We start from the raw sequence: 23,539 nt of genomic DNA, 5'->3' as shown, positions 1-23,539 counted from the left end.
TCCGCTTTGTTATTACGAAACCTTGTTGAACAAGTCACAGGTGTCGGCAGGTGTGCCTGTAGGTGTTGATCCGGAGCCACCTCATCCGCCAGAGTTTCCGCACACCCGCACACCACATGGAGCGGCCGTCGTGCCCACCCCCACGGGGCACGAAGGCCGCTCTATGGTGTGCGGATGACGACGACCTATGCGGCGCTCCTGCGCGGAATCAACGTGGGCGGCAACAAGAAGCTCCCGATGGCCGAGCTGCGCACGCTCCTCGAAGGCCTCGGACATGACGGAGTCCGCACCTATCTGCAGAGCGGCCAGGCCGTGTTCACGAGCGGCCACGGCGACGGGGAGTCCCTCGCGACGGAACTCGCGCAGGCGATCGAGAAGCGGTTCGGCTTCACGGTCGACGTCATCGTCCGCGACCACGCCTACCTCAAGGCGATCGCCGACAACTGCCCTTTCCCGGCCGCCGAGTTGGAGGGCAAGCAACTCCATGTCACGTACTACTCGGCGCCGGTCGCCGAGGACCGCTTCGCGGAGATCGACCAACCTGCCTATCTCCCCGAGGAGTTCCGCCTCGGCGACCGCGCCCTGTACCTCTACGCCCCCGACGGCCTCGGCCGCTCCAGGCTCGCCGCGGAACTCTCCCGGCCGCGGCTGAACAAGGGCCTGATCGCGACGTCCCGCAACTGGAACACCGTGGTCAAACTCGTTGAGATGACCGCCGGTTGACCTGATGCCGTACCCGCTGACCCGGCCCGCGCGCGCTGTGCGAGGCTCGTCCCATGCGCTACATCATCATCGGAGCAGGGGCGGTCGGCGGGGCCATCGGTGGCCGGCTGGCGGGGGCGGGGTGCGAGGTCGTGCTGGTCGCGCGGGGCGCGCAGCGGGCGGCGCTGGCCGGGCACGGGCTGCGGCTCAAGGTGCCGGACGGCGAGTCGTCGTATCGGCTGCCGGTCGTCGAAGGGCCCGCCGAACTGGGCGAGTTGAGGACCGACGACGTGCTCGTCCTCGCCGTCAAGACACAGGACAGCGAGGCCGCGCTCGCGGTCTGGGGCCCGGCACCGGTCGCAGGCGGCGGCACGGCCGCCGAGCGCCTCCCCGTCGTCTGCGCGCAGAACGGGGTGGAGAGCGGGCGGCTCGCGCTGCGCCGCTTCCGGCGGGTCTACGGCGTCTGCGTCTGGCTGCCCGCGACCTTCGTCGAGCCGGGTGTGGTCGCCGCCGAGGGCACTCCGCTCACCGGCATCCTGCACCTCGGCCGCTACCCGCACGGCACGGACGAGACCGCCCGGCTGATCGCCGTGGACCTGGAGAAGTCGCGGTTCGAGGCGCCGGTCGTGCCGGACGTGACGCGCTGGCAGTACGCCAAGCTGCTCAGCAACCTCGGCAACGCGATCGAGGCCGTCGTCGAGGTGCTCGACACCGAGGAGCACCTGGCGTTCTACCGGCGGGTGCGGGCCGAGGGCGCGGCCGTGCTCGACGCGGCCGGTATCGCGTACGCGAGCGCCGAGGAGGAGAAGGAGGCGCGCGGCGACAAGATCCAGCTCGTGGAGATCGACGGCGCGCCGCGCGGCGGCGGCTCCTCCTGGCAGTCGCTGAGCCGGGGCACCGGCACCATCGAGGCCGACTACCTCAACGGTGAGATCGCGCTGCTGGGGCGGCTGCACGGCGTACCGACACCGCTCAACGACCTGCTGCAACGGCTCGCGAACGGCTTCGCGCGCGAGCACAGGGCGCCTGGTTCGCTGCCGTTCGACGAGCTGGTCCGCCTCGCCGACGACGCTGTCGCGTTTGTTCAAGAGTCCTGACGGCGCCGTCCCTAGCGTGGAGGGCATGAGCAACCACGACCTGCACCCGTACATGATCGAATGCGCCGCCGAGGCCGCCCGTGTCGCGCGCGGTGTCCGTGCGACACAGCTCGACGACCCCACGCACTGCCCCGACTGGGACGTCCGCGCGATGGTCAACCACTGGGTCCTCTACACCTCGCACGGCCTGGAACACCGTGCCCTGCGCGAGCAGCTCTCCGAGGAGCTGACCGCGCGCGACTTCACCGCCGACCCGGACTGGGCGGAGGCGTACGCCGCCCAGCTGGACCGGGCCGTCGCCGCGTGGGCCGACCCGGCGGTGTGGGAGGGCGAGATCGACCTCGGCATGGCGAAGATGCCGGCCGACGAGATCGCCTCGATGATCATCAAGGAGCTGGCGGTCCACGGCTGGGACGTGGCCACGGCCACCGGCCAGCGGTACACCGTCTCGGACGGCGCGGCCGGCCTCGTCCTCGCCGTGGTCGAGAAGCACGGCGACCTCTATCGCCAGTACGACGGCTTCGCCGACCCGGTCCCCGTACCGGACGACGCCCCCGTCTTCGAACGCGCCCTCGCGGCCGGCGGACGGAACCCGCGGCAGCGGGCCATGGGCAAAGTGGACCAGTGAGAGAGTGCCGTATTGGGCCGGGCGCTCGGCCTAATCGGTGGTTAGCGTTGCCTGCATGAGCCACGACAACCCGGTCCGCGTCGACTTCTACTTCGACCCCGCCTGCCCCTTCGCGTGGATCACCTCCCGCTGGCTGCTGGAGGTCGAGCGCGAGCGCCCGCTCGACCTCCGCTTCCACGCGATGAGCCTCTACCTCCACAACACCGGCAACGAACTCCCCGACTGGTACCGGGAGTTGGTCGACAAGTCCATCGGCCCGGTCCGTGTCGCCGTGGCCGCCGCCGAACAGCGGGGCGACAAGATCCTGCGGGACCTGTACACGGCCTTCGGCACCCGCATCCACGAGCGGCGCCACGACGACTTCGACGCCGTCGTCGCCGAGTCCCTCGCCGAGCTCGGACTCCCCGCCGAACTGGCCGACGCAGCGCATGACGTGTCGTACGACGACGCCGTGCGCCGCAGCCATGAGGCGGGCGTGGAGGCGGAGTCGGGCGGCTATGTGGGGACGCCGACCCTGCATGTCGACGGCACGGTGTGGTTCGGGCCTGTGCTGCGGGCGATTCCGCGTGGCGCGAAGGCGGCCGAACTCTTCGACAGCTTCCGGGTGTTGGCCACGTGCCCGGACTTCTTCGAGTTGAAGCGGACGCGTGCCGGGGGTCTTTCCTTCGACTGAGCCCGGCGAACTTGGTCCGATTCATTGACGGTACTCCGTCAGTCATCCAACCTTTCCCGTGTCGGTACAGGCTTCCCACGGGAGGGGAACATGTCCGCACGTCCAAGAGTCGTCCTATTTTCCACAATCTGCGCCGTTTTAGCCCTCAGTGTTTCCGGTCTCTCCGCTCAGGCTCAGGCCGCCCCATCATCGGACCTCTATGTCTCACCGGTCATCGGCGACGACCACGCCGACGGCACCGCCCGCCACCCCGTACGCACCCTGCGGCACGCCCGCGACCTGGTGCGTGCCCGGGCCGCCCGTCTGACGGCCGACCTGACCGTCCACCTCGCGCCGGGCACCTACCGTCAGACGACACCCCTCGTCCTGGACGCCCGCGACTCCGGGACCCACGGTCACCGCATCGTGTGGCAGGGCGGCGGCACCGCCGTCATCAGCGGCGGCCGCCAGGTCACCGGCTGGTCCCAGGTGCCGGGACGGCCCGGACTCTGGTCCGCGCCCGCGCCCCAAGGCCTCACCGACACACGGCAGTTGTACGTCGACGGGGTGCGCGCCCAACGGGCCCGCGGAGCCGTGCCGGTCCAACTCACCCGGACCGCCACCGGATACACCGCCTCCTCCGACACCCTCGCGCACTGGAAGGACCCCTCCGACGCCGAGTTCGTCTACACCAGCGGCGAGGCCCTCTGGAACATCGAGCGCGACGGCCTCGGCCAGTGGACCGAGCCGCGCTGCCGGATCGCCTCCGCCCAAGGCGCCACGATCACGATGGTCCGGCCCTGCTGGGACAACTCCAACAAGCGGGTGGAGTTCCCCGACATCCCGGGGCGCACGGTCGGCATGGTCGGCCCCGGCCGGCTCACCAACGGCGGGCAGGCGACGTACATCGAGAACGCCTACGAACTCCTCGACCAGCCCGGCGAGTGGTATCTCGACAAGGCCGCCCACAAGGTCTACTACCTGCCGCGCGAGGGCGAGCACCTCGCGCACGCCGACGTTGAGGCCGCCGCCGAGAAGCTGGTCGACGGACGGGGCACGGCCGCCGCGCCCGTCCACGACATCGCCTTCCGCGGGCTCCAGTTCAGCTACGCCACCTGGCTGACCCCGTCGCAGCCGGAGGGCTTCTCCGAGATCCAGGCCGGCTACACCGTCACCGGTGCGCGGGGCTGGGCCACACAGGGCCTGTGCCAGTACGTCGAGGGCGGGACCTGTCCGTTCGCGTCGTGGACCAAGATGCCCGGCAACGTGTCCTTCGCGTACGGGCAGCGGATCGAGTTCGGCGACGACGTCTTCGCCCATCTCGGCGCCGCAGGGCTCGACCTGGGGACCGGGACCAAGGACTCGACCGTCAACGGCAGTATCTTCACCGACATCTCCGGCAACGGACTGGAGATCGGAGGGGTCGACGGCCAAGCCCCGGCGTCCGGCGTACAGGTGACGGACAATCACCTCTACGGCCTGCCCCGCGAGTACCACGGCGGTGTCGCCGTCCTCAACGGCTACACCCGGCACGACACCATCGCCCACAACCAGATCGACCATGTCGGCTACAGCGCCGTCTCCCTGGGCTGGGGCGGCTGGCCCGACAAGATCGGCGACCCGGCGACCCCCAACTCCAGCCACGACAACGCCGTTAGCGACAACCTGATCTTCGACTACATGCAGATGCTGGACGACGGCGGAGGCATCTACACCCAGGGCCTCACCGGCACCTCGATGGCCGACGGGGAGAAGGTGACCGGCAATGTCGTCCACGACCAGTGGGGCCTCGGCAAGAACGTCTACACCGACAACGGCTGCACCTACGAGACCGTCGAGGGCAACGTCCTCTACAACGCCTCCTACGCCAACGTCGCCTCCCGCCACACCGACTACCGCGACGACCTCGGCAACAACGACCCGACCCTCGTCAAGGACAACTGGTGGGAGGAGGGCACGGCCGACAGCGACAACAAAGGCCTGGTGACCACCGGCAACACCATCATGGCGGGACTGTCCGACGTACCGTCGAGTGTGCTGGAGAACGCCGGTCTTGAGCCGTCGTACCGAGGACTGCTCGACCGCCGGACCGGTGCCCCGTCCGTCCCCGAGGCGCCCTCACGGGTCGGCACGAGCACGGCCGGTGCCGACGCCCTGTACGTGACCTTCAACCCGAGCTTCGTGGACGGGGGTTCACCGGTGACGGGGTACACGGCCCGGGTGTACGACGCGTCCGGCGGCGAGGTGGGTCAACAGGCGGTGAGCGCGGGCGAGTTCAAGAAAACCGCCCTCGTGCGCGTCGGCGGACTCACCGGCGGCCCCTTCACCGTGACCGTCACCGCGGCCAACGCCCACGGCAGCAGCGCGCCCTCGCTCGCCTCGGCACCGCTCACCCCGGCCGCCGCGACCGTACCGCCGCGGGCACCCACAAGTCCCAAGCTGCGTACGGCGCGTACGGCCGCCACCCTGGCCTGGACCCCGCCCGCCGCGACGGGGGACGCGAAGGTCGTCGGATACCTGGTCACCGTCTCCGACGGGCGGGAGCCGATCTCCGTCACCGGCCGGGACGTCCTGGTCGGCCAGGCCTCTGCGAAGGGCATGTTCCGGGTGATCGGCGGGCTCCGGCCCGGCACGTCCTACACGGTCACCGTCGCGGCGGTCACGGTGGCGGGCACCGGGCCCGCGGCCGAGGTCACGGCGACGACCCGGACGTGAGCCCCCTCCGGAAACGGGGTCCGGGACCTGTTCTTGTCGCGCAGTGACATAGACGCGGCGCGAGACGCAGTACAAAAAGCGACCCCCGCGATCATGTTCATGCCGCTGGGGGCCGCGCTGCGGACGGGCCGTCCGGGGTCCGACATCACAGGGGAGTGCCGGACTTCGGGCGGCCCTTCCCCGTCGATCGCCGGACCGGTCACGTCCCGAGTCCCGTCGTCTCCGACGCCGGTCACGCGCCGGGCTGTTCGGCGCGCCGCCTCCGTCCCGACAGCCGTCCCGCGAGGCGCCCCAGCGCCCCGGGGCGGTTCCAGGCGCGGAACGCGTCGAGTTTGCCGCGGCCCGCGCGATCGAGCGCCGCCTCGACCTCGCCCTGGTCCTCGGCGGGCAGCGCCCGCACGACCGGCCGCAACACCTTGGCCAGCAGGGCCGTACGGGTCTCGTCCCAGGCCGGATGGGTCCCCGGGAACGCGCTCCAGTCGCAGAACCGGGCGGCGACATACGCGGGCCCGGTCCGCAGCCGCTCGCCCACCCGCTCCGAACGGGCCGCCCGCTCGTACGCCGCGAGAAGGCGCGGCTCGGCCGAACGGGCCAGCGCGTACAGCTCGTTCTCCGGTGCGGTCCCCTCCAGGAGCCGCCACGCGAGGGCCTCGAAGGCGCGCTCCAGGACGGTCTCCGGCAGCGGTTCGGCGGCGTCGGCCGTCAGGCTCAGCACCCGGGCGACCCACTCCTCGCCCTCGGTCGCGGTGCCGAGCGCCCCGGTGAATTCCAGAAGGAGCAGTGCCGTACGCCGAGTGGGGCCCAGTTCCATGCTGAAGCAGCGGAGCAGATCGGTGGCGAGCGCCGGTATGCCGGAGTCGTCCGGGGGAGCGGCGAGTGCCGCCTCGATCAGCGACTCCCGGGTGCCGGCGGCGCGGTGGGTGTCGGAGCCCAGCTTCCTCAGCAACAGGCTCGCCTCCCGGCCCGTCGGCAGCTCGCCGCCGGGCCAGGTGAGGCGGAGGGCGGTGTGCAGCACGGTGGGATCGGCCAGCGGTGAGACACCGGCCGTGCGGAGCAGACCGTGGAACCGGTCGAGCCGGTCCTCCGGCCCGGCGGGCGCGACACACATCCGCAGATGCGGGAAACCGGACTGCTGGACGTCGAGTGGCAGCCCGGAGCCTTTCAACGCCCTTGCCACGGAAGCCGGTTCGGCCATGGCGAGCGCGTCGAGCGACCCGAACAGCGCGACCCGCAGCCCGGGGTGGGTGTGCACCGCGTCCAGGAGTGCGGGCGGACAGCCCACGGCGGGAGGCTCGCCGCCCGGACGGCGCTCGGCGGGTTCGGGCGAGGGCTTCGTGCCGCCGCCCGACGAAGACGCGGCCGGGGCGCCCACCAGCTCCCGCGCCAACCGTTCGGCCAGCTCCGGCAGTTGGTCCTGGCAGTCGACGTCGAGCAGGTCGGCGGCCCGCAGCAGCGCGAGGGGCCGTCCGACGGCCGGTTCGTGCGTGTCCGCGACACCGGCCCGCAGGGAGGGCGCGAGGTCGCGGGCCAGGTCGTCACGGTCCCGCGCGGTCAGGGACCCGGCGCGCAGCGCGGGCACCGGTCCATGGGCGAGGACCGCCGACGCCAGCACGCGCGCGGCGAGCGGCGCCGACACCGCGGCCGTGACGCGTCCGTCCAGCCGGGCCAACAGCGCGGCCAGGGCGACCTGTTCGGCCTCGCCGGGCAGGGCCGCCGAGCTGGACCCCAGGTGCGGCACCGGGCCGCCACACAATCCGGCGACCAACGCCGCCAGTCTGTCGTCGGGCAGTGCGTCCACCTGCTCGGCCGCCCAACTCGCCGCCGCCGCACGGGCGTCCGTCCGCAGGTCGATGCCCTCGACGAGGGCGCTCACCGCCAACGGGCCCAGATCTTCGGGATCGTTGTGGAACAGGTCGGGACGGCCCGCACACCAGACGCGGGCGCACACCTCGGCCCAGGTGTCCGCGACCGGCCCGGACGGCGGCCGGCCCGTGCAGTTGTGCACGCGGTAGCGCTCGTCGTCGGCGACGGGTTCGGAGGACGGCAGCGCGCCGACGAGCTGCTGACGGGCCTGCCGGGGGTCGTGGGTGTACGTCGTGAAGGTGAGCCGGTGCGCCTGTTCGCGGGGCAGGACCGTGCAGGCGAGCGCGATCCAGCGGGCCACGTCGGCGCTGTCGTGCTCCACGACCACGATCTGCCCGGCACCCGGATCCGCGGCCACCACCCGCAGATCGGCGAAGAACGCGGCGAGCCGGCCGGCCCGGGACACCGCGAACGGGACCAGCGCCTCCTTGCGCAACAACCCGGAAGGTTCGACACGGTCGACGGGATCGGGCCTGCCGTCCGGGGGAGTCGACTCGGCCCAACGCGGGGACTCCCAGGTGGAGATGGGCAGGACGCCGTCCGGCAGCCGGGTCCCGGCCGGCAGCAGGACGGCATGTGTGTGGAAGGAGACCGGGCCGCCGGCCCAGTCCGTGCCGGTGCACACGGAACGGCTCAACAGCCGCCCGCCGTCGGCGAGTTCACTGAAGCCGAACACCGTGGGGAAGCTCTTGAGCTGCTCGGCGTCGGGCTGCCGCGGGCTGTCGGGCGGCGGCTCGTACCCGAGGAGCCGCTCGGCCTCCCGCAGCACCCCCGGCGGCACCTCCGCGCCGACCGCCGTGAACCGGGGGCCGGCGTCCTCGGAGCCGGACGGCCCCGAGGCGTAGTGCAGCTGGGCCGGCACAGGCCCTTCGCGATGCCCGAACTCCCGACCCGCCACGTGTACTTGCTCCCCACTAGCCCTCAGAGGAACCATCCCAGCAGATCCAGAGGCCGGGGAGACCCCTTTCCGGGAAACCGGGCAGGTGGGAACCGTGAAGGCGCTACGCGCCGACAGACGCGAGCATCGGTGCCAGGGCCGCGTCGTAGCGCTCCAGCAGGACCCGCGCCACCTCGGGTGCCGGACCCAGCACGTCGGCGAGCACGTCCGCCTCCGCCGCGCCCCGCGCGATGCGGTCGGGCAGGAAGCCGGGCGCGAGGACATACGGCGCGACCGCGATCCGCCGGCAGCCGAGCGCCCGGAGTTCGCGGACCGCGTCCTCGGTGCGGGGGAGCGCCGCCGAGGCGAACGCGGGCCGTACCGCGCGCCAGCCCGTGTGCCACCACTCCCGCGCGAGGTCGTCGATCGCCGCTATCGCCTCCGGGTCGGTGGACCCCGCGGAGGCCAGCACGATTCCGGTCGAGGACTTGTCGGCGGGCGTCAACCCGGCCTCGTAGAGCCGCCGTTCGAGCGCGCGCAGCAACAGCGGCGACGGTCCCAGCACCTCCGCCTGCCTGATCCGCAGCCGCGGCGGCGCGTCCCGCAGGACCGCGGGAATGTCCGACTTCGCATGGAACGCGCGGGTCAGCAGCAGGGGGAGGGCCACGACGTCCTGCACGCCCTTCGCCGCCAGGGACTCCAACACCCCTTGCACGGAAGGGACGTTGAAGTCCAGGAAGCCGGTCTCCACGCGCAGCCCGGGCCGCCGCGACCGTACCCGCCGCACCAGGGCGTGGACGGTCGCGGCGTGCCGCGGATCGCGGCTGCCGTGGGCGATGACGAGAAGGACCGGCTTCGTGTGCATGGGATCAGCTCAGCTCTTCACCAGCAGACCTCGGCTGCGCAGCACCCACCGCTCCAGCGGGCTGAAGATCAGCAGGTCGATGGCGATACCGACGAACAGGATCAGGATGATCGCCTCGAACACCATGGCCATGTCACTGTTGGTACGGCCGTTCTCCAGCAACTGGCCCAGGCCCACGCCCAGATCGGGGAACTGGGCGATGATCTCGGCCGCCATCAGCGAGCGCCACGAGAACGCCCAGCCCTGCTTCAGGCCCGCCACATAGCCGGGGAGCGCCGCCGGCAGCGTGACGTGCCAGATGCCCTTGACGCCCGTCGCGCCCATCGTGCGGCCCGCGCGCAGGAACAGCGGCGGCACCTGGTCGACGCCGGAGACGAGGCCGTTGGCGATCGAGGGGACCGCGCCGAGCAGGATCACCGCGTACATCATCGAGTTGTTCAGGCCCAGCCAGATCACGGCCGGCGGTACCCAGGCCACCGACGGCAGCGACTGGAGGCCGGACAGGATCGGGCCGATCGCCGCGCGCACGAACTTCACCCGCGCCACCAGCAGTCCCAGCGGGGTGCCGATCAGCAGGGCGAAGAAGAAGCCCAGCAGACCGCGCGAGACGCTGGTCCAGATGTAGCCGAGCAGATCGCCCTGGAGCCAGGCGTTCTTGAACTCGGTGCCCACAGCGCCAGGAGAGGGCAGCTTGCTCGGGTCGTCGACGATCGGGGTCAGGATCAGCCAGACGACCAGGACCACCGCGAGGGCGACGATCGGCGGGAAGATCTTGTTGACGAAGGTCTGCCGGAAGGTCGGACGGCCCGTGACCTGACTCTCCAGGGCGTCGAGGCCCGCCTCGACGCTCCCGCCGTCCTGGACGGTCGTGGTCTCAGTGCTGGCCATGACGGCGGATCTCCCCACGCAGTACATCGGTGATCTCAAGGGACAGTTCGGCCACGGGCGCGTCCTCGATACGGCGCGGCTGCGGGATGTCGACCGTCCACTCGCGGGCGATCCGGCCGGGCCGCGAGGACAGCAGGATGACCCGCTGGGCGAGCCGTACCGCCTCGCGCACGTTGTGCGTGACGAACAGGACCGAGAGCCCCGTCTCGCCCCAGATACGGGTCAGTTCGTCGTGCAGGACGTCCCGCGTGATGGCGTCCAGCGCCGCGAACGGCTCGTCCATCAGCAAGATGCGGCTCTCCTGGGCGAGCGCGCGGGCCATGGCGACACGCTGCCGCATACCGCCCGACAGCTCGTGCACCCGCTTGCCGTACGCGCCCGGCAGCCGGACCAGTTCGAGCAGCTCCTCGGTCCTGCCGCGCCGCTCCTCCTTCGCGACTCCCCTGAGTTTCAGGGCGAGTTCGATGTTCTTGCCCGCGGTGAGCCAGGGGAACAGGGCGTGCTCCTGGAACATCAGCGCGGGGCGGCCGTCGGCCGTGATGGAGCCGGCGGTGGGCTTGTCGAGGCCCGCCACCAGGTTCAGCAGCGTCGACTTGCCGCAGCCCGAGGCTCCCAGGAGGGTGACGAACTCGCCCGGCGCGACATCGATGCTGATGTCGTCCAGGACGAGCTGCTGCCCAGCCGGAGTCGCGAAGGACTTCGAGACATGCTCAAGGCGTGCCGCGTACTCGACCGACGCGGTGGTCTCCTTGGCGAAAGTCGTGGCCATGGTCGTCACCTCCTGGGAAGTCATCGGGATCCCTCGATCAGCTCGTGCCGAGGCCGGCGGCGTCGACCGTGCTGTCGCCGTCCGCCTTGAGGACCTTGTTGAGGAGCGTGAGGTCGTAGATGCCCTTCAGATCGGGCTTCTCCAGCAGACCGGCCTTGACCGCGTGCTCCGCCTCGGTGTTGAGGGTCGAGGCCAGCGGGTCGTTGGTGAACTGGATCGAACTCCACGCCGGGTCAAGGACGTTGGCGGGCAGCGCCTTGCCGGAGTCGGCCTCCAGCTGCTTGTTCGCCGCGGCCTTCGCCTCCGTCGGGTTGGCGTTGATCCACTTGTTGGCCGCGACCGAGCCCTTCAGCACGGCCTCGACGACCTTCGGGTGCGCCTTCAGGAACTTCTGCGACACGATGATGTTCGTGATCACGAACTTCTTGTCGGGCCACAGCGTCGACTCGTCGAGAATCGTCTTGCCGCCCTCGGCGACCAGCTTCGACGCGGTCGGCTCCGGCACCCAGGCGCCGTCGATCGAACCGGCCTTGAAGGCGTCCGGCGTGATCTTGTTGTCGGTGCGGACGACGGTCACGTCACCCTTGCCGCTCTGCGCGTCGACCTTCCAGCCCTGGTCCGCGATCCAGTTGAGGAACGCCACGTCCTGCGTGTTGCCCAGCTGAGGCGTCGCGATCTTCTTGCCCTTGACGTCCTTCAGGGACTTGATCTTTTTCGGGTTGACGACCAGCTTCACACCGCCCGATGCCGAACCGCCAATGATCTTCAGGCTCTTGCCGTCGGACTTGGTGTAACCGTTGATCGACGGGGAGGGACCGATCCAACCGATGTCGATGGAGCCCGAGTTGAGCGCCTCGATCTCGGACGGGCCCGCGTTGAAGGTCGCGTACTCGGCCTTCGTGGCGCCCAGTTCCTTCTGGAAGAGGCCCTGTTCACGGCCGACCAGCGCGGTCCCGTGGGTCAGGTTGCCGAAGTAGCCGATCTTCACGGAGTCGAGACCCTCGATCTTCGAGGACCCGGCGGCGACCTTCTCTTTCGAGTTGTCGCTCTTGGACTCCGACCCGTAACCGCAGGCGGCGAGGGTGAGCAGAGGGAGCGCGGCGATCACGGCTATGCCGCGACGCAGATAGGTCGAGCGGTTGGCAGGCACGGGAGGTGTTCCTCTCGTTGGCCCGGCGGTCACGGTCTCAGGTCGTGGCCGGGAGGTCGGCAGGTCTTCGTTTTCGTCGCGTCCGGGACGTCGGGTGGGGGGACTGGGCGCGCAAGCGGTGCGCGTACGTCAGCACGCACATCGCGCCACCCCGCCCTGCCCGCTGCCGAGGGCGCCGCTGCCGACGCGGCCGCCCTCCTTCGCGAACGTGGAGTAGAAGTCCGTGGAGTTCATGGTCAGAAGTCCCAACCATCGTCGTCCGACGCGTCCTTGACCGGCTCCGGCGCCGCGAACGACTCGCCGACCATGCCGGCGGTGAGCGTGGTGCCGTCCGCCGGGTCGATCAGGATGAACGAGCCCGTACGGCGCGAGTCGGCGTACGAGTCGACCGGCAGCGGCTCCGCGGTGCGGATCTTCACCCGGCCGATGTCGTTGGCGACGAGCTGTCCCGGATGCGGGTGCAGGGACAGGTCGTCGAGCGTGAGACGGGACGGGATGTCCTTCACGACCGCCTTCACCGTGCGGGTGCCGTGCTTGAGGAGCACACGGTGGCCCACGGTCAGCGGCGCGTCGGCGACATGGCAGACCGTCGCCTCGATGTCCTGCGTGGTCGCCGGGGCGTCCTTGCTGGGCACGATGAGGTCGCCGCGCGAGACGTCGATGTCGTCCTCCAGCAGGACGGTCACCGACTGCGTGGTCCAGGCGGTCCGCACCGGCTTGCCGAGCAGGTCGATCCCGGAGATCTTCGTGGCGCGCCCGGACGGCAGGACCGTCACGGCGTCGCCGACGCGGAACGTACCGGCCGCGATCTGACCCGCGTAACCCCGGTAGTCCGGATGGTCCGCGCTCTGCGGGCGGATCACGTACTGCACGGGCAGCCGCGCGTGGCAGTGGCTCAGGTCGTGGGCGACCGGCACCGACTCCAGGTGCTCCAGGAAGGTCGGCCCGCCGTACCAGTCCATGTTCGCGGACGGGTCCACCACGTTGTCGCCGGCCAGCGCCGAGATCGGGATCGCGGTGATCTCCGGGACGCCCAACTCGCTGGCGTACGCGGTGAATTCCTCGGCGATCGCGGCGAAGACGGTCTCCTTGTACTCGACCAGGTCCATCTTGTTGACCGCGAGCACCACGTGCGGGACGCGCAGCAGCGCGGCGATCGCGGCGTGGCGCCGGGTCTGCTCGACGACGCCGTTGCGGGCGTCGACGAGGATCACCGTCAGCTCGGCCGTGGAGGCACCCGTCACCATGTTGCGGGTGTACTGCACATGGCCGGGCGTGTCGGCGAGGATGAACCGGCGCCGGGGCGTGGCGAAGTAGCGGTAGGCGACGTCGATGGTGATGCCCTGCTCCCGCTCGGCCCGCAGGCCGTCGGTGAGCAGCGCGAGGTCGGGACCGTCCTGGCCGCGGTCGGCCGACACCCGCTGCACAGCCTCCAGTTGGTCGGTCAGAACCGACTTGGAGTCGTGCAACAGCCGTCCCACGAGCGTGGACTTGCCGTCGTCGACGGAGCCCGCCGTGGCGAACCGCAGCAGCGTGGTGGCCGAGAGCTCCTCGGTCGTGATGGTGCTCATGGTTAGAAGTACCCCTCGCGCTTGCGGTCTTCCATCGCGGCCTCGGACATCTTGTCGTCGGCACGCGTCGCGCCCCGCTCGGTCAGCCGGGACGCGGCGATCTCGGCGATGACCTGCTCCAGCGTCACCGCGTCGGAGTCGACGGCACCCGTGCAGGACATGTCGCCCACGGTCCGGTACCGGACGAGCCGCTTCTCGGCCGTCTCGGTCTCCTTCGGCCCGCCCCACTCACCGGCGGTCAGCCACATGCCGTCCCGCGCGAACACCTCACGCTCGTGCGCGAAGTAGATCTCGGGCAGCTCGATGCCCTCACGGGCGATGTACTGCCAGACGTCCAGCTCGGTCCAGTTGGAGAGCGGGAACACACGGACGTGCTCACCGGGTGCGTGGCGACCGTTGTAGAGGTTCCACAGCTCGGGCCGCTGGCGGCGCGGGTCCCACTGCGAGAACTCGTCCCGCAGCGAGAACACCCGCTCCTTGGCGCGCGCCTTCTCCTCGTCCCTACGACCCCCACCGAAGACCGCGTCGAACTTCTCGCTCTGGATCTTCTCCGTCAACGGCACGGTCTGCAGCGGGTTGCGTGTCCCGTCGGGGCGTTCGCGCAGCACACCGCGGTCGATGTAGTCCTGTACGGAGGCCACATGGAGCCGCAGCCCATGCTTCTCGACCGTGCGGTCCCGGTACTCAAGGACCTCGGGGAAGTTGTGCCCCGTGTCCACGTGCAGCAGCGTGAACGGCACCGGCGCGGGCGCGAACGCCTTCAACGCCAGATGCAGCATCACGATCGAGTCCTTGCCGCCGGAGAACAGGATCACCGGCCGCTCGAACTCACCCGCCACCTCACGGAAGATGTGCACCGCCTCGGACTCAAGAGCGTCCAGGTGCGAGAGGGCGTACGGCGTGTCCGTACCGTCCTCGGCCTTGGCAACGGTCGTCGTCATGCCAGTCCCCTCTCGGTGAGCAGCGCGTGGAGTGCCGCCGCCGACTCCCGCACGGTCTGGTGCTGCGACTCGATCCGCAGGTCGGGCGACTCGGGCTCCTCGTACGGGTCGTCGACCCCGGTGAGCCCGGTCAGTTCACCGGCGGCCTGCTTGGCGTAGAGACCCTTCACATCGCGTACGGAGCACACGTCGACCGGGGTCGCCACATGAACCTCGATGTAGGCGGCGCCGCTCTCCTGGTGCCGCTTGCGGACGGCCTCGCGGCTGTCGGTGTACGGCGCGATGACCGGGACGAGCGCCTTGACGCCGTTGCGGGCGAGCAGTTCGGCGAGGAAGCCGATGCGCTGCACGTTGGTGTGCCGGTCCTCGCGGCTGAAGCCGAGGCCCGCCGAGATGAACTCGCGGATCTCGTCACCGTCGAGCACCTCGACGAGGTGGCCCTCCTCGCGCAGCCGGCCTGCCAGCTCGTACGCGATGGTGGTCTTGCCGGCACTCGGCAGTCCGGTGAGCCAGACGGTGGCTCCGGTCGTCACGTGGTTCTCCTGATTCGTAGAAAGCACAGCCGTCGTCATTCGTGCAGCCCGCACTCGGTCTTCCCGCGCCCGGCCCAGCGGCCGGCGCGGGCGTCCTCGCCCTCCAGGACCCGGCGGGTGCAGGGCGCGCAGCCGACGGACGCGTAGCCGTCCATCAGCAACGGGTTGGTCAGCACGCCGTGTTCGGCGACGTACGCGTCCACGTCGTCCTGGGTCCAGCGGGCGATGGGCGAGATCTTGACCTTCTGGCGCTTCTCGTCCCAGCCGACGACCGGGGTGTTCGCCCGGGTCGGGGACTCGTCGCGGCGCAGCCCGGTCGCCCAGGCCGCGTACTTGGTGAGGCCCTGCTCCAGCGGCTGCACCTTGCGGAGCTTGCAGCACAGGTCCGGGTCACGGTCGTGCAGTCGGGGGCCGTACTCGGCGTCCTGCTCGGCGACGGTCTGGCGCGGGGTGAGCGTGATGACGTTGACGTCCATCACGGCCTCGACCGCGTCGCGGGTGCCGATGGTCTCGGGGAAGTGGTAGCCGGTGTCGAGGAACACCACGTCGACACCGGGCATCGCGCGGGAGGCGAGGTGGGCCACCACCGCGTCCTCCATCGAGGAGGTCACACAGAACTGCTTGCCGAAGGTCTTCACCGCCCACTGGAGGATCTCCAGCGCGGAGGCGTCCTCCAGGTCACGGCCGGCCTGTTCGGCCAGGGCTTTCAAGTCGTCGGTGGGGCGCGCTTTCTGAGTCGTCGTCATATCTCTTCTCCCCCTGCGTCGGTCTGCCGGAGCCCCCGGGCGAGGAGCCCGAGGAACTTCAGCTGAAAGGCCCGATTGCATGCCGCGCATTCCCATGCGCCATGGCCCTGCTCATTCGGACGCAGGTCCTCGTCACCGCAGTAGGGGCAGTAGAAGGGAGCGGCCCGCTCGCTCATGAGAGGGCCTCCTCGGAGGCGCGCGTCGCCCAGGCGGCGAAGCGTTCGCCGTCCTCGCGCTCCTGCTGGAACCGGGTGAGGACCCGCTCGACGTAGTCGGGCAGTTCCTCCGAAGTGACCTTCAGGCCACGGACCTTGCGGCCGAAGCCGGCCTCCAGGCCGAGGGCGCCGCCGAGATGCACCTGGAAGCCCTCGACCTGCTCGCCCTGGTCGTTGAGGACCAACTGGCCCTTGAGACCGATGTCCGCGACCTGGATCCGGGCGCAGGCGTTCGGGCAGCCGTTGATGTTGATGGTGATCGGCTCGTCGAACTCCGGGATGCGGCGCTCCAGTTCGTCGATGAGCGTGATGCCGCGCTGCTTGGTCTCGACGATCGCGAGCTTGCAGTACTCGATGCCGGTGCAGGCCATCGTGCCGCGCCGGAAGGGGGAGGGCTTGGCGGTGAGGCCGAGGGCTTCGAGACCCTCGACCAACGAGTCGATCTGCCCTTCCTCGACATCGAGCACGATCATCTTCTGCTCGACCGTCGTGCGCAGCCGGCCCGAGCCGTGCGCCTGGGCCAGCTCGGCGATCTTCGTGAGCGTGGTGCCGTCGACGCGGCCGACGCGCGGGGCGAAACCGACGTAGAACAGGCCGTCCTGCTGGCGGTGGACGCCGACGTGGTCGCGCCAGCGGGCCACCGGCTGGGCGGGCGGCGGGCCGTCGACGAGCTTGCGCTTGAGGTACTCGTCCTCAAGGACCTGGCGGAACTTCTCCTGGCCCCAGTCGGCGACGAGGAACTTCAGACGGGCACGGGTGCGCAGCCGCCGGTAGCCGTAGTCGCGGAAGATGCCGATCACGCCGGCCCAGACGTCCGGGACCTCGTCCAGCGGGACCCAGGCGCCGAGCCGGACGCCGATCTTCGGGTTGGTGGACAGACCGCCGCCGACCCACAGGTCGAAGCCGGGGCCGTGCTCGGGGTGGTTGACGCCGACGAACGCGATGTCGTTGATCTCGTGGGCGACGTCGAGGAGCGGGGAGCCGGAGATCGCCGTCTTGAACTTGCGCGGCAGGTTGGAGAATTCCTTGGTGCCGATGTAGCGGCTGTGGATCTCGTCGATCGCCGGGGTGCCGTCGATGATCTCGTCCTCGGCGATGCCCGCGACGGGCGAGCCCAGGATCACGCGGGGCGTGTCACCGCAGGCCTCGGTGGTGGAGAGACCGACCGCCTCCAGGCGGTTCCAGATCTCGGGCACGTCCTCGATGCGGATCCAGTGGTACTGCACGTTCTGCCGGTCGGTGAGGTCGGCCGTGCCGCGCGCGAACTCCTGCGAGATCTCGCCGATCACGCGGAGCTGGTCCGTGGTCAGCCGGCCGCCGTCGATCCGGACGCGCAGCATGAAGTACTTGTCGTCCAGCTCCTCCGGCTCCAGGATCGCGGTCTTGCCGCCGTCGATCCCGGGCTTGCGCTGGGTGTACAGCCCCCACCAGCGCATACGGCCGCGCAGGTCGTTCGGGTCGATCGAGTCGAAGCCGCGCTTGGAGTAGATCGTCTCAATGCGTGTCCGCACATTGAGACCGTCGTCGTCCTTCTTGAACTGCTCGTTGCCGTTGAGGGGGGTGAAGTGTCCGGCGGCCCACTGACCCTCGCCGCGGTGACGGCTCACCTTGCGGCGGGGCGCTGCGGCTGCAGGGTTCTCGGGGGTGGCGGCCATGTTTCTACGTCCTCCGGGACAGGCGGGTGATCGGCTCTGACCTGCGTGTACGGGCGCATGCGGGCATACGCGCGCGTCTTTGCGCAGTATGAGGCAGATGCGGGGAAATCCGGCGGTGCTGCGGCTCGGCTAGACGGCCGGACAGATGGCGCTGGACATGCGGCCGAGGTCGACGTGCCGCCGACTCACCAAGGCAATTCCAGTTCCGGACATGACGGAAGCGTGTCACGGCGTTCTGGACACAGTCCAGCTTCGTCCGCCATGCGGACACCCTGGTCCCGCTATGTGAGACGAGGGTGTCGTCGGTCACAAGCCGCGCACGCTGTCTTGTCGGCGCAGGTCAGACGCGGTAGGCCCCCGGCCAGGGGCCCGGAGTGGGCGCCTGCGTCATCTCCTCGACCTGCGTGTCGAAGAGCTTGAAGCCCCGGCGCTGATAGTTGTCCATCGCGTGCACGCCGTCCAGGCTGCAGGTATGCAGCCAGACCCGCTTCGTGGGCGCCCGCCCTGGCCAGCGGTCGGCGAGGTCCCAGGCGCGGGCGGCACCGTAGGAGAGGAGGTGGCCGCCGAGGCGGCGGCCGCGGAAGGCGGGGACCAGGCCGAAGTAGACGATCTCGACGACGCCGTCGTCCTGCGGCTCCAGTTCCGCGTACCCGCCGGGCGTGCCCCGGTCGTACACGACCCAGGTCTCCACGCCCGGCCGGTCCAGGTGCTCCCGCCACTGTGCGAACGTCCAGTGCAGCCGGTCGATCCAGAGGATGTCCCCGCCCACGGACGCGTACAAAAAGCGGCTGAACTCGGGGGAGGGCACCTCGGAGCGGACGATCCGCACGTCTCCGTCCGGCGTCATGGCCGGGAGGAGGTCGCTCGGGTCGGTCTGCTCCAGGGACCAGGTGGTCACCGGGATGTTCGTCATGCCCGTCAGGGAATCATCCGACCTGGGGATCTGTCGATCGGATGATCAACCGAGCGAGCTGTCGATCGAGTTCAGTGGCAGTGCGAACAGCATCCGTCCGGACACCGACCAGACTTCGCCGGTCTCCTGCCAGTAGGAGAGGGAGTCGGTCTGCGCGCTCCAGCACTGGTGCGTCTCGTCGGCCCCGCACTCGGTGGCCTTGGCGCCCCGCGTGTCCTGACGCCACATCGAGCCCCGGCCGCCGTCCGTCCCGGCCGTGCCGCCCACATACCAGGCGGACCCGTTCGCGAGCACGCCCCCGGCGCCGTCGACCTTCGTCGCGTACGCCTCCTCGGGCACCGCGCGGCCCGCCGAGTCGGTGGCGAGCAGCCCCGGACGCGCGAGGTCCAGGCTGAAGGGATAGCGCCACAGGTGCTTCGCCCCGCTCGCGACCAGACTGTCCGGCACCGTGCTCCGGTCCAGGGACAGACCCACGGGCCGTACGGCCGCTGTGCCACCGGCCAGCCGGTACGACCCGATCGCGGGCAGCACATACCGGTACCCGGCCGCCGACCAGCCGTCACGCACCCGGCCGACCGCACCGGCCGTCACCGTGGTGCGCTGGATGCGGTTCATGTCGTACACGTACAGCGCGTCGCGGGTCCCGCTCGTGGTCGTGACCAGGAGCTTGTCCTGGTACCAGACCATGCCGGAGATCTTGGAGACGAGCCCTCGATAGTCACGCCCGCCGTCCGTCGGTACGGCGAGGAGGGCCCAGGTGTAGGTGAGATGGGCGGTGTCGGCGGCGTTCACGAAGGCGACCTTGGCCAGGCCGCGGGTGTTCGCGGTCCAGCCGGAGAGGATCACCCGGTTCGAGCCCCACCAGCCGTCCTCGTCGGCGTCGCCCGAGGTGGTCACCGAGCGGGGCGTCCAGGCCGGGTCGGCCGCGTCGCCGCTGTCCCAGCAGTACGCGCGCGTGGCCGCCGGTTCGACGGGCAGGGCCGACTTCTCGCCGGTCGTGCAGTCCGCGGCGTCGCGCAGGGTGTGGTCGGCGCTCTCCAGGACGGCACCGACACCGACCGGGCGGCCCATCGCCGAGGCGAGCCGGTCCAGGGACCGCTGTGGCTCCAGGTGCTCCCGCAGCTGCAACGCGCTCAGATCGGAGGCCGAGGTGAGGGGCTTCAGCGCCCCGGGATCGGAACCGACCGTCGCCTGCGAGGCGCTGATCATCGTCGCGGCCGCGGTGAGGCCGAGCGCGGCCCCGGTCAGCACGGCGCGCAGCGCCCTGCCCCGCTTGCGCCGGCGGTGTCGCCCACGTGCACTCATAGTGTCCTCCCGAGGCGAGCCAACTGCGCCTGGTGATCCGTGCGTTGACCAGGGAGCAGGTGGGGTGGCCCGTACAGGGATGCTACGGCAGTCACGGCCGCCCCATGGGTAAGACCCCGCAAATATGCGGAAGATGCAGCCGGACGCGCCTTTTGCGCCACCTGTCCGCCACACCGCCCTGACCCGCGCCTCCGCCTCCTGCCGCGCCCTCCCGCCTCCGTCGCGGCGGTCAAACCGACGTCTCCGCTACGGCACTTGGGTCGACGTCCGCCCCCTGGTCACCCCGGGTGCCGTCGAGTGCGGCAGCAGCTCCCGCGGGTCGTCCGGCAGCAGCACCTCGACCTCGGCGTCCTCGCGGAAGCGGTACGGCCGGTGCTCCAGGAACGCCCCGAGATAGCGCCGTACCCGCGACATCTCGGCACGCACCGTCACCGTGCGGCCGGGGTCGCCGAACATGTCCTCGGCCAGGGCCGCGGCGCTGCGGCCGGTGCGGTGCAGGGCCAGCAGGTAGAGCAACTCGGCGTGCCGGGGGCTCAGTTCATGGGTCCAGGAGCCCGCGCCGCCGTAGACCGTCACCGACCAGCGGCGCGGCAGCGCGAGGTCGAGGACGATCCGGGTGGCGCCCGGCACCGGTTCGTCGGCGGCGCGGACCAGCCAGCCCCCGGCCAGCGGCTCCAGCGAGCACAGCCCGAGCGACGGCAGCCAACGGCGGCCCCCGGAGGGCGACTTGGGCAGCGCGATCCGCTTCACGTACGGCATCCCGGTGACCGCGGCCGTCCAGCCGTCCCGGTCCACCACCAGGGCCCGGCCGCCGATCCGGGGCAGGATCGGCGCCGCCACCGCGCGCAGCCGCTCCAGCGAGGTCATGTGCAGCTCGCGCAGCCGCGCCTCGGCGAGTTTGGCCACCGAGTCGACCCAGGCGAGGGTGGCCGGGTGCATGGTCTCCAGCGGGCCGCTGACATCGACGACGCCGATCAGCCGGCCGTCCCTGGGGTCGCTGATCGGGGCGCCCGCGCAGGTGAACGCGGCCAGCGCGCGCGAGAGATGCTCTCCGGCGAAGACCTGCACGGGCCGCCGTACGACCGCCGGGGTGCCCAGGCCGTTGGTGCCGACGACGTCCTCGCGCCAGTCCGTGCCGACCTCGATGCCGACCTCGTCGGCCTTGCGGAGCACGGCGGCGCTGCCCTCCCGCCACAGCGCGCGGCCCTCGTCGTCGGCGACCAGCACGATGTGGTGGGCGGCGTCCGCGACCGACACCAGACCCTCCCGCAGCACCGGCAGGACGTGCCTCAACGGGCTTGCGCCGCGCCGCCGTTCGACTTCCTCGCGGGACAGCAGCCCGGTCCGCAGATCGTGGTCGGGGTGGGTCCCGCCGCGTAACGCGCGCTCCCAGGACTCCTCGATCACCGGGCGCGGAGCGGCGCGGACGCGCTGTCCGAAGGGCGTGGCGTGCCGGGCGTCGCTCAGCATCCGGGCCGTCCGCGCCGCGTCGACGGTGGTGCGCTGCGGCAGTCCGCCCGGCGGGTTCGCCATGGGTCCTTCTCTCCGGTCCCGTATCGACTGCTGTTCTCGTGTCGAGTGCTGTTCTCGTATCGACTGTTGGTCTCATAGTGCCGCTCCGCGGTGACGGAGGGAGACAGTCCGGACACAGAAGCCGCCAAGTTGCAACCCTCTGCAACCCTGGTGAACAGCCGTACGGTGTCTGAAACTTGTCCCACGCTGCGAGGGTGGTGCCGTGTCGGCGCAGCACCACCCTCGCGTTGTGCCGGTGCGGTTCAGGCCGTCGGCCGGGCCCGTTCGGCGATCGACGTCAGGTCCAGGCTCGGCGGCAGGGTGCCGAACGCGGAGCCCCAGTCGCCGCCCAGCCGGGACGCGCAGAACGCGTCGGCGACCTCCGGTGGCGCGTGCTGGACGAGCAGCGCACCCTGAAGCACCAGCGCCATCCGCTCGACCACGCGCCGGGCGCGGCCCTCGATGCCCTCCAGATCGGCGAACTCGGCGAGCAGGTTCTTCATCGCCCCGTCCAGCCGGTGATCGGCGCCGCGCACCCGGCCGACCTCGACCAGGAAGGCGTTCAGCGCCTGCGGTTCGCGCTGCAACGCCCGCAGGACGTCGAGGGCCTGGATGTTCCCGGCACCCTCCCAGACCGAGTTGAGTGGCGACTCCCGTACCAGGCGCGGCAGTCCGGACTCCTCGACGTAACCGTTGCCGCCCAGGCACTCCGCCGCCTCGACCGCGACCGGCGAACAGCGCTTGGTCACCCAGTACTTGGCGGCCGGCACCGCCAACCGCAGGAACGCCAGCTCCTGTTCGCCACCGTCGTCGTAGGCCGCCGCGAGTCTGAGTCCGAGCGTGGTGGCCGCCTCCGACTCCAGGGCGAGGTCGGCCAGCACGTTGCGCATCAGCGGCTTGTCGAAGAGCTTGCCGCCGAACGCCTCGCGGTGGGCGGTGTGATGGACGGCCTGCGCGACGGCCTGCCGCATCAGACCGGCCGAGCCGAGCACACAGTCGAGCCGGGTCGCCGCGACCATCCCGATGATGGTCCGCACGCCCGCGCCCTCGTCGCCGACCCGGCGCGCCCAGGTGCCGTCGAACTCGACCTCGGCGGAGGCGTTCGACCGGTTGCCCAGCTTGTCCTTGAGGCGCTGGAGGAGGAACACGTTGCGGGTGCCGTCGTCCAGCACCCGGGGGACCAGGAAGCAGGTCAGCCCGCCCGGTGCCTGCGCCAGTACGAGGAAGCCGTCGGACATGGGCGCCGAGCAGAACCACTTGTGGCCGGTCAGCTCGTACGTCCCGTCCTCGGCGAGCGGGCGCGCCTCCGTCGTGTTGGCGCGGACGTCGCTGCCGCCCTGCTTCTCCGTCATGCCCATCCCGAAGACCGCCCCGGCCTTGAGGTGGGCGGGCCGCAGCTCACGGTCGTAGACCCTGGACGTCAGCCGGGGCTCCCACTCGGCGGCGAGCGCGGGGTCGGCGCGCAGGGCGGGGACCGCCGCGTGGGTCATCGACAGGGGGCAGCAGTTGCCCGCCTCGACCTGGGTCCAGACGACGAAACCCGCGGCCCGCCGCACATGTCCGGCGGGGCGGTCCCAGGCGGCGGTCAGTCCGGCCGACACGCCCTTGCCGAGCAGCCGGTGCCAGGCCGGATGGAACTCGACCTCGTCGATCCGGTGGCCGTAGCGGTCGTGGGTGCGCAGGCCCGGGGGGTTGTCGTTGGCCTGCGCACCCCACTCCTGGAGCTGGGCCGAACCGGCGGCGCGGCCCAGTGCGGAGAGTTCGTCCCGGACCTCGTCCAGCAGTCCGGGGGAGGTGTGCCGCTCGACCGCCTCCGTCAGGACGCGGTCGGCGGTGTAGACGTCGTGGCCGACCAGTGGGGGAGTCTGATTCGTCACGGTGTGGGTGGTGCGTGCCATGGCTGGAACCTACCCGTGGGGACGGCGGTGGTCGGGATCTCCAC

21 protein-coding genes are annotated in these 23,539 nt (G+C 70.8%); 5 read left to right on the top strand and 16 right to left on the bottom strand.

The window, feature by feature from the left end; translation table 11 throughout:
- The first annotated feature begins 174 nt into the window (after positions 1-174).
- The 5 genes from ACGFY9_RS14640 to ACGFY9_RS14620 all read left to right on the top strand — a co-directional run bounded on the left by ACGFY9_RS14640 (position 175) and on the right by ACGFY9_RS14620 (position 5,794).
- The gene (locus ACGFY9_RS14640; RefSeq protein WP_393754082.1) at positions 175-723 is read left to right on the top strand and encodes a DUF1697 domain-containing protein; all 549 of its coding nucleotides are present in this window, start codon (positions 175-177) and stop codon (positions 721-723) included.
- Positions 724-776: 53 nt separating this feature from the next.
- Positions 777-1,799 carry a ketopantoate reductase family protein gene (locus ACGFY9_RS14635; protein ID WP_393754081.1) on the top strand — a complete coding sequence of 341 codons (1,023 nt, stop codon included), beginning with the start codon at positions 777-779 and terminating at the stop codon, positions 1,797-1,799.
- Between the two features lie 25 nt (positions 1,800-1,824).
- Positions 1,825-2,427, top strand: a complete 603-nt coding sequence (locus ACGFY9_RS14630) for a TIGR03086 family metal-binding protein (protein WP_393754080.1) — start codon at positions 1,825-1,827, stop codon at positions 2,425-2,427.
- A gap of 55 nt (positions 2,428-2,482) precedes the next feature.
- On the top strand, positions 2,483-3,100 hold the full coding sequence (locus ACGFY9_RS14625) for a DsbA family protein (protein ID WP_393754079.1): 618 nt from the start codon (positions 2,483-2,485) through the stop codon (positions 3,098-3,100).
- Positions 3,101-3,190: 90 nt separating this feature from the next.
- On the top strand, positions 3,191-5,794 hold the full coding sequence (locus tag ACGFY9_RS14620) for a fibronectin type III domain-containing protein (RefSeq protein WP_393754078.1): 2,604 nt from the start codon (positions 3,191-3,193) through the stop codon (positions 5,792-5,794).
- A gap of 232 nt (positions 5,795-6,026) precedes the next feature.
- Here ACGFY9_RS14620 and ACGFY9_RS14615 read toward each other — a convergent pair whose 3' ends face one another.
- From ACGFY9_RS14615 to ACGFY9_RS14540, 16 genes are all read right to left on the bottom strand, one after another.
- Complete coding sequence (locus tag ACGFY9_RS14615) at positions 6,027-8,555, bottom strand: GTPase-associated protein 1-related protein (RefSeq protein WP_393754077.1); 2,529 nt, start codon at positions 8,553-8,555, stop codon at positions 6,027-6,029.
- 103 nt (positions 8,556-8,658) lie between these two features.
- Complete coding sequence (locus ACGFY9_RS14610; protein WP_393754076.1) at positions 8,659-9,399, bottom strand: sirohydrochlorin chelatase; 741 nt, start codon at positions 9,397-9,399, stop codon at positions 8,659-8,661.
- A gap of 9 nt (positions 9,400-9,408) precedes the next feature.
- Positions 9,409-10,287 (bottom strand): ABC transporter permease, encoded by an 879-nt coding sequence (locus ACGFY9_RS14605; RefSeq protein ID WP_388111599.1) that lies wholly within the window; start codon positions 10,285-10,287, stop codon positions 9,409-9,411.
- Entirely contained in the window at positions 10,274-11,056 is a 783-nt protein-coding gene (locus ACGFY9_RS14600; RefSeq protein WP_393754075.1) for an ABC transporter ATP-binding protein, read from the bottom strand. Before ACGFY9_RS14600 ends, ACGFY9_RS14605 begins: the two co-directional genes overlap by 14 nt.
- Positions 11,057-11,093: 37 nt before the next feature.
- Positions 11,094-12,206, bottom strand: a complete 1,113-nt coding sequence (locus ACGFY9_RS14595) for an aliphatic sulfonate ABC transporter substrate-binding protein (protein WP_393754074.1) — start codon at positions 12,204-12,206, stop codon at positions 11,094-11,096.
- A gap of 236 nt (positions 12,207-12,442) precedes the next feature.
- Positions 12,443-13,777, bottom strand: coding sequence for a sulfate adenylyltransferase subunit 1 (locus tag ACGFY9_RS14590; RefSeq protein ID WP_393754073.1), 1,335 nt, complete (start codon positions 13,775-13,777; stop codon positions 12,443-12,445).
- Positions 13,778-13,779: 2 nt separating this feature from the next.
- On the bottom strand, positions 13,780-14,718 hold the full coding sequence (gene cysD, locus ACGFY9_RS14585) for a sulfate adenylyltransferase subunit CysD (protein ID WP_393754072.1): 939 nt from the start codon (positions 14,716-14,718) through the stop codon (positions 13,780-13,782).
- Positions 14,715-15,251 carry an adenylyl-sulfate kinase gene (gene cysC, locus ACGFY9_RS14580; RefSeq protein ID WP_393754071.1) on the bottom strand — a complete coding sequence of 179 codons (537 nt, stop codon included), beginning with the start codon at positions 15,249-15,251 and terminating at the stop codon, positions 14,715-14,717. The genes cysD and cysC overlap by 4 nt, the downstream gene beginning before the upstream one ends.
- A 35-nt stretch (positions 15,252-15,286) precedes the next feature.
- Positions 15,287-15,997, bottom strand: a complete 711-nt coding sequence (locus ACGFY9_RS14575) for a phosphoadenylyl-sulfate reductase (protein WP_393754070.1) — start codon at positions 15,995-15,997, stop codon at positions 15,287-15,289.
- Complete coding sequence (locus ACGFY9_RS14570) at positions 15,994-16,173, bottom strand: hypothetical protein (protein WP_393754069.1); 180 nt, start codon at positions 16,171-16,173, stop codon at positions 15,994-15,996. The genes ACGFY9_RS14575 and ACGFY9_RS14570 overlap by 4 nt, the downstream gene beginning before the upstream one ends.
- Positions 16,170-17,867, bottom strand: coding sequence for a nitrite/sulfite reductase (locus tag ACGFY9_RS14565; RefSeq protein WP_393754068.1), 1,698 nt, complete (start codon positions 17,865-17,867; stop codon positions 16,170-16,172). Before ACGFY9_RS14565 ends, ACGFY9_RS14570 begins: the two co-directional genes overlap by 4 nt.
- A 129-nt stretch (positions 17,868-17,996) precedes the next feature.
- Complete coding sequence (locus ACGFY9_RS14560; RefSeq protein WP_317774501.1) at positions 17,997-18,080, bottom strand: putative leader peptide; 84 nt, start codon at positions 18,078-18,080, stop codon at positions 17,997-17,999.
- Positions 18,081-18,207: 127 nt separating this feature from the next.
- Positions 18,208-18,780 (bottom strand): GNAT family N-acetyltransferase, encoded by a 573-nt coding sequence (locus tag ACGFY9_RS14555; RefSeq protein WP_393754067.1) that lies wholly within the window; start codon positions 18,778-18,780, stop codon positions 18,208-18,210.
- Positions 18,781-18,825: 45 nt separating this feature from the next.
- Positions 18,826-20,085, bottom strand: coding sequence for a hypothetical protein (locus tag ACGFY9_RS14550; RefSeq protein ID WP_393754066.1), 1,260 nt, complete (start codon positions 20,083-20,085; stop codon positions 18,826-18,828).
- A gap of 246 nt (positions 20,086-20,331) precedes the next feature.
- Positions 20,332-21,618: a GAF domain-containing protein gene (locus tag ACGFY9_RS14545; RefSeq protein ID WP_393754065.1), complete on the bottom strand. Its 1,287-nt coding sequence runs from the start codon at positions 21,616-21,618 to the stop codon at positions 20,332-20,334.
- Positions 21,619-21,860: 242 nt separating this feature from the next.
- Positions 21,861-23,495, bottom strand: coding sequence for an acyl-CoA dehydrogenase family protein (locus ACGFY9_RS14540; RefSeq protein WP_393754064.1), 1,635 nt, complete (start codon positions 23,493-23,495; stop codon positions 21,861-21,863).
- Between the last annotated feature and the right edge of the window lie 44 nt (positions 23,496-23,539).

The organism is Streptomyces sp. NPDC048504 (genome assembly GCF_043200035.1).
In the GTDB taxonomy this organism is placed as follows: domain Bacteria; phylum Actinomycetota; class Actinomycetes; order Streptomycetales; family Streptomycetaceae; genus Streptomyces.
This window is presented reverse-complemented; position numbering and strand designations above follow the sequence as displayed.

What these genes read in the sequence shown, in the direction of transcription:
- ACGFY9_RS14640 (WP_393754082.1), top strand. Translation starts at nt 175, where the DNA reads ATGACGACGACCTATGCGGCGCTCCTGCGCGGAATCAACGTGGGCGGC.
- ACGFY9_RS14635 (WP_393754081.1), top strand. Translation starts at nt 777, where the DNA reads ATGCGCTACATCATCATCGGAGCAGGGGCGGTCGGCGGGGCCATCGGT.
- ACGFY9_RS14630 (WP_393754080.1), top strand. Translation starts at nt 1,825, where the DNA reads ATGAGCAACCACGACCTGCACCCGTACATGATCGAATGCGCCGCCGAG.
- ACGFY9_RS14625 (WP_393754079.1), top strand. Translation starts at nt 2,483, where the DNA reads ATGAGCCACGACAACCCGGTCCGCGTCGACTTCTACTTCGACCCCGCC.
- ACGFY9_RS14620 (WP_393754078.1), top strand. Translation starts at nt 3,191, where the DNA reads ATGTCCGCACGTCCAAGAGTCGTCCTATTTTCCACAATCTGCGCCGTT.
- ACGFY9_RS14610 (WP_393754076.1), bottom strand. Translation starts at nt 9,399, where the DNA reads ATGCACACGAAGCCGGTCCTTCTCGTCATCGCCCACGGCAGCCGCGAT.
- ACGFY9_RS14605 (WP_388111599.1), bottom strand. Translation starts at nt 10,287, where the DNA reads ATGGCCAGCACTGAGACCACGACCGTCCAGGACGGCGGGAGCGTCGAG.
- ACGFY9_RS14600 (WP_393754075.1), bottom strand. Translation starts at nt 11,056, where the DNA reads ATGGCCACGACTTTCGCCAAGGAGACCACCGCGTCGGTCGAGTACGCG.
- ACGFY9_RS14590 (WP_393754073.1), bottom strand. Translation starts at nt 13,777, where the DNA reads ATGAGCACCATCACGACCGAGGAGCTCTCGGCCACCACGCTGCTGCGG.
- cysD (WP_393754072.1), bottom strand. Translation starts at nt 14,718, where the DNA reads ATGACGACGACCGTTGCCAAGGCCGAGGACGGTACGGACACGCCGTAC.
- ACGFY9_RS14575 (WP_393754070.1), bottom strand. Translation starts at nt 15,997, where the DNA reads ATGACGACGACTCAGAAAGCGCGCCCCACCGACGACTTGAAAGCCCTG.
- ACGFY9_RS14570 (WP_393754069.1), bottom strand. Translation starts at nt 16,173, where the DNA reads ATGAGCGAGCGGGCCGCTCCCTTCTACTGCCCCTACTGCGGTGACGAG.
- ACGFY9_RS14565 (WP_393754068.1), bottom strand. Translation starts at nt 17,867, where the DNA reads ATGGCCGCCACCCCCGAGAACCCTGCAGCCGCAGCGCCCCGCCGCAAG.
- ACGFY9_RS14560 (WP_317774501.1), bottom strand. Translation starts at nt 18,080, where the DNA reads ATGTCCGGAACTGGAATTGCCTTGGTGAGTCGGCGGCACGTCGACCTC.
- ACGFY9_RS14555 (WP_393754067.1), bottom strand. Translation starts at nt 18,780, where the DNA reads ATGACGAACATCCCGGTGACCACCTGGTCCCTGGAGCAGACCGACCCG.
- ACGFY9_RS14550 (WP_393754066.1), bottom strand. Translation starts at nt 20,085, where the DNA reads ATGAGTGCACGTGGGCGACACCGCCGGCGCAAGCGGGGCAGGGCGCTG.
- ACGFY9_RS14545 (WP_393754065.1), bottom strand. Translation starts at nt 21,618, where the DNA reads ATGGCGAACCCGCCGGGCGGACTGCCGCAGCGCACCACCGTCGACGCG.
- ACGFY9_RS14540 (WP_393754064.1), bottom strand. Translation starts at nt 23,495, where the DNA reads ATGGCACGCACCACCCACACCGTGACGAATCAGACTCCCCCACTGGTC.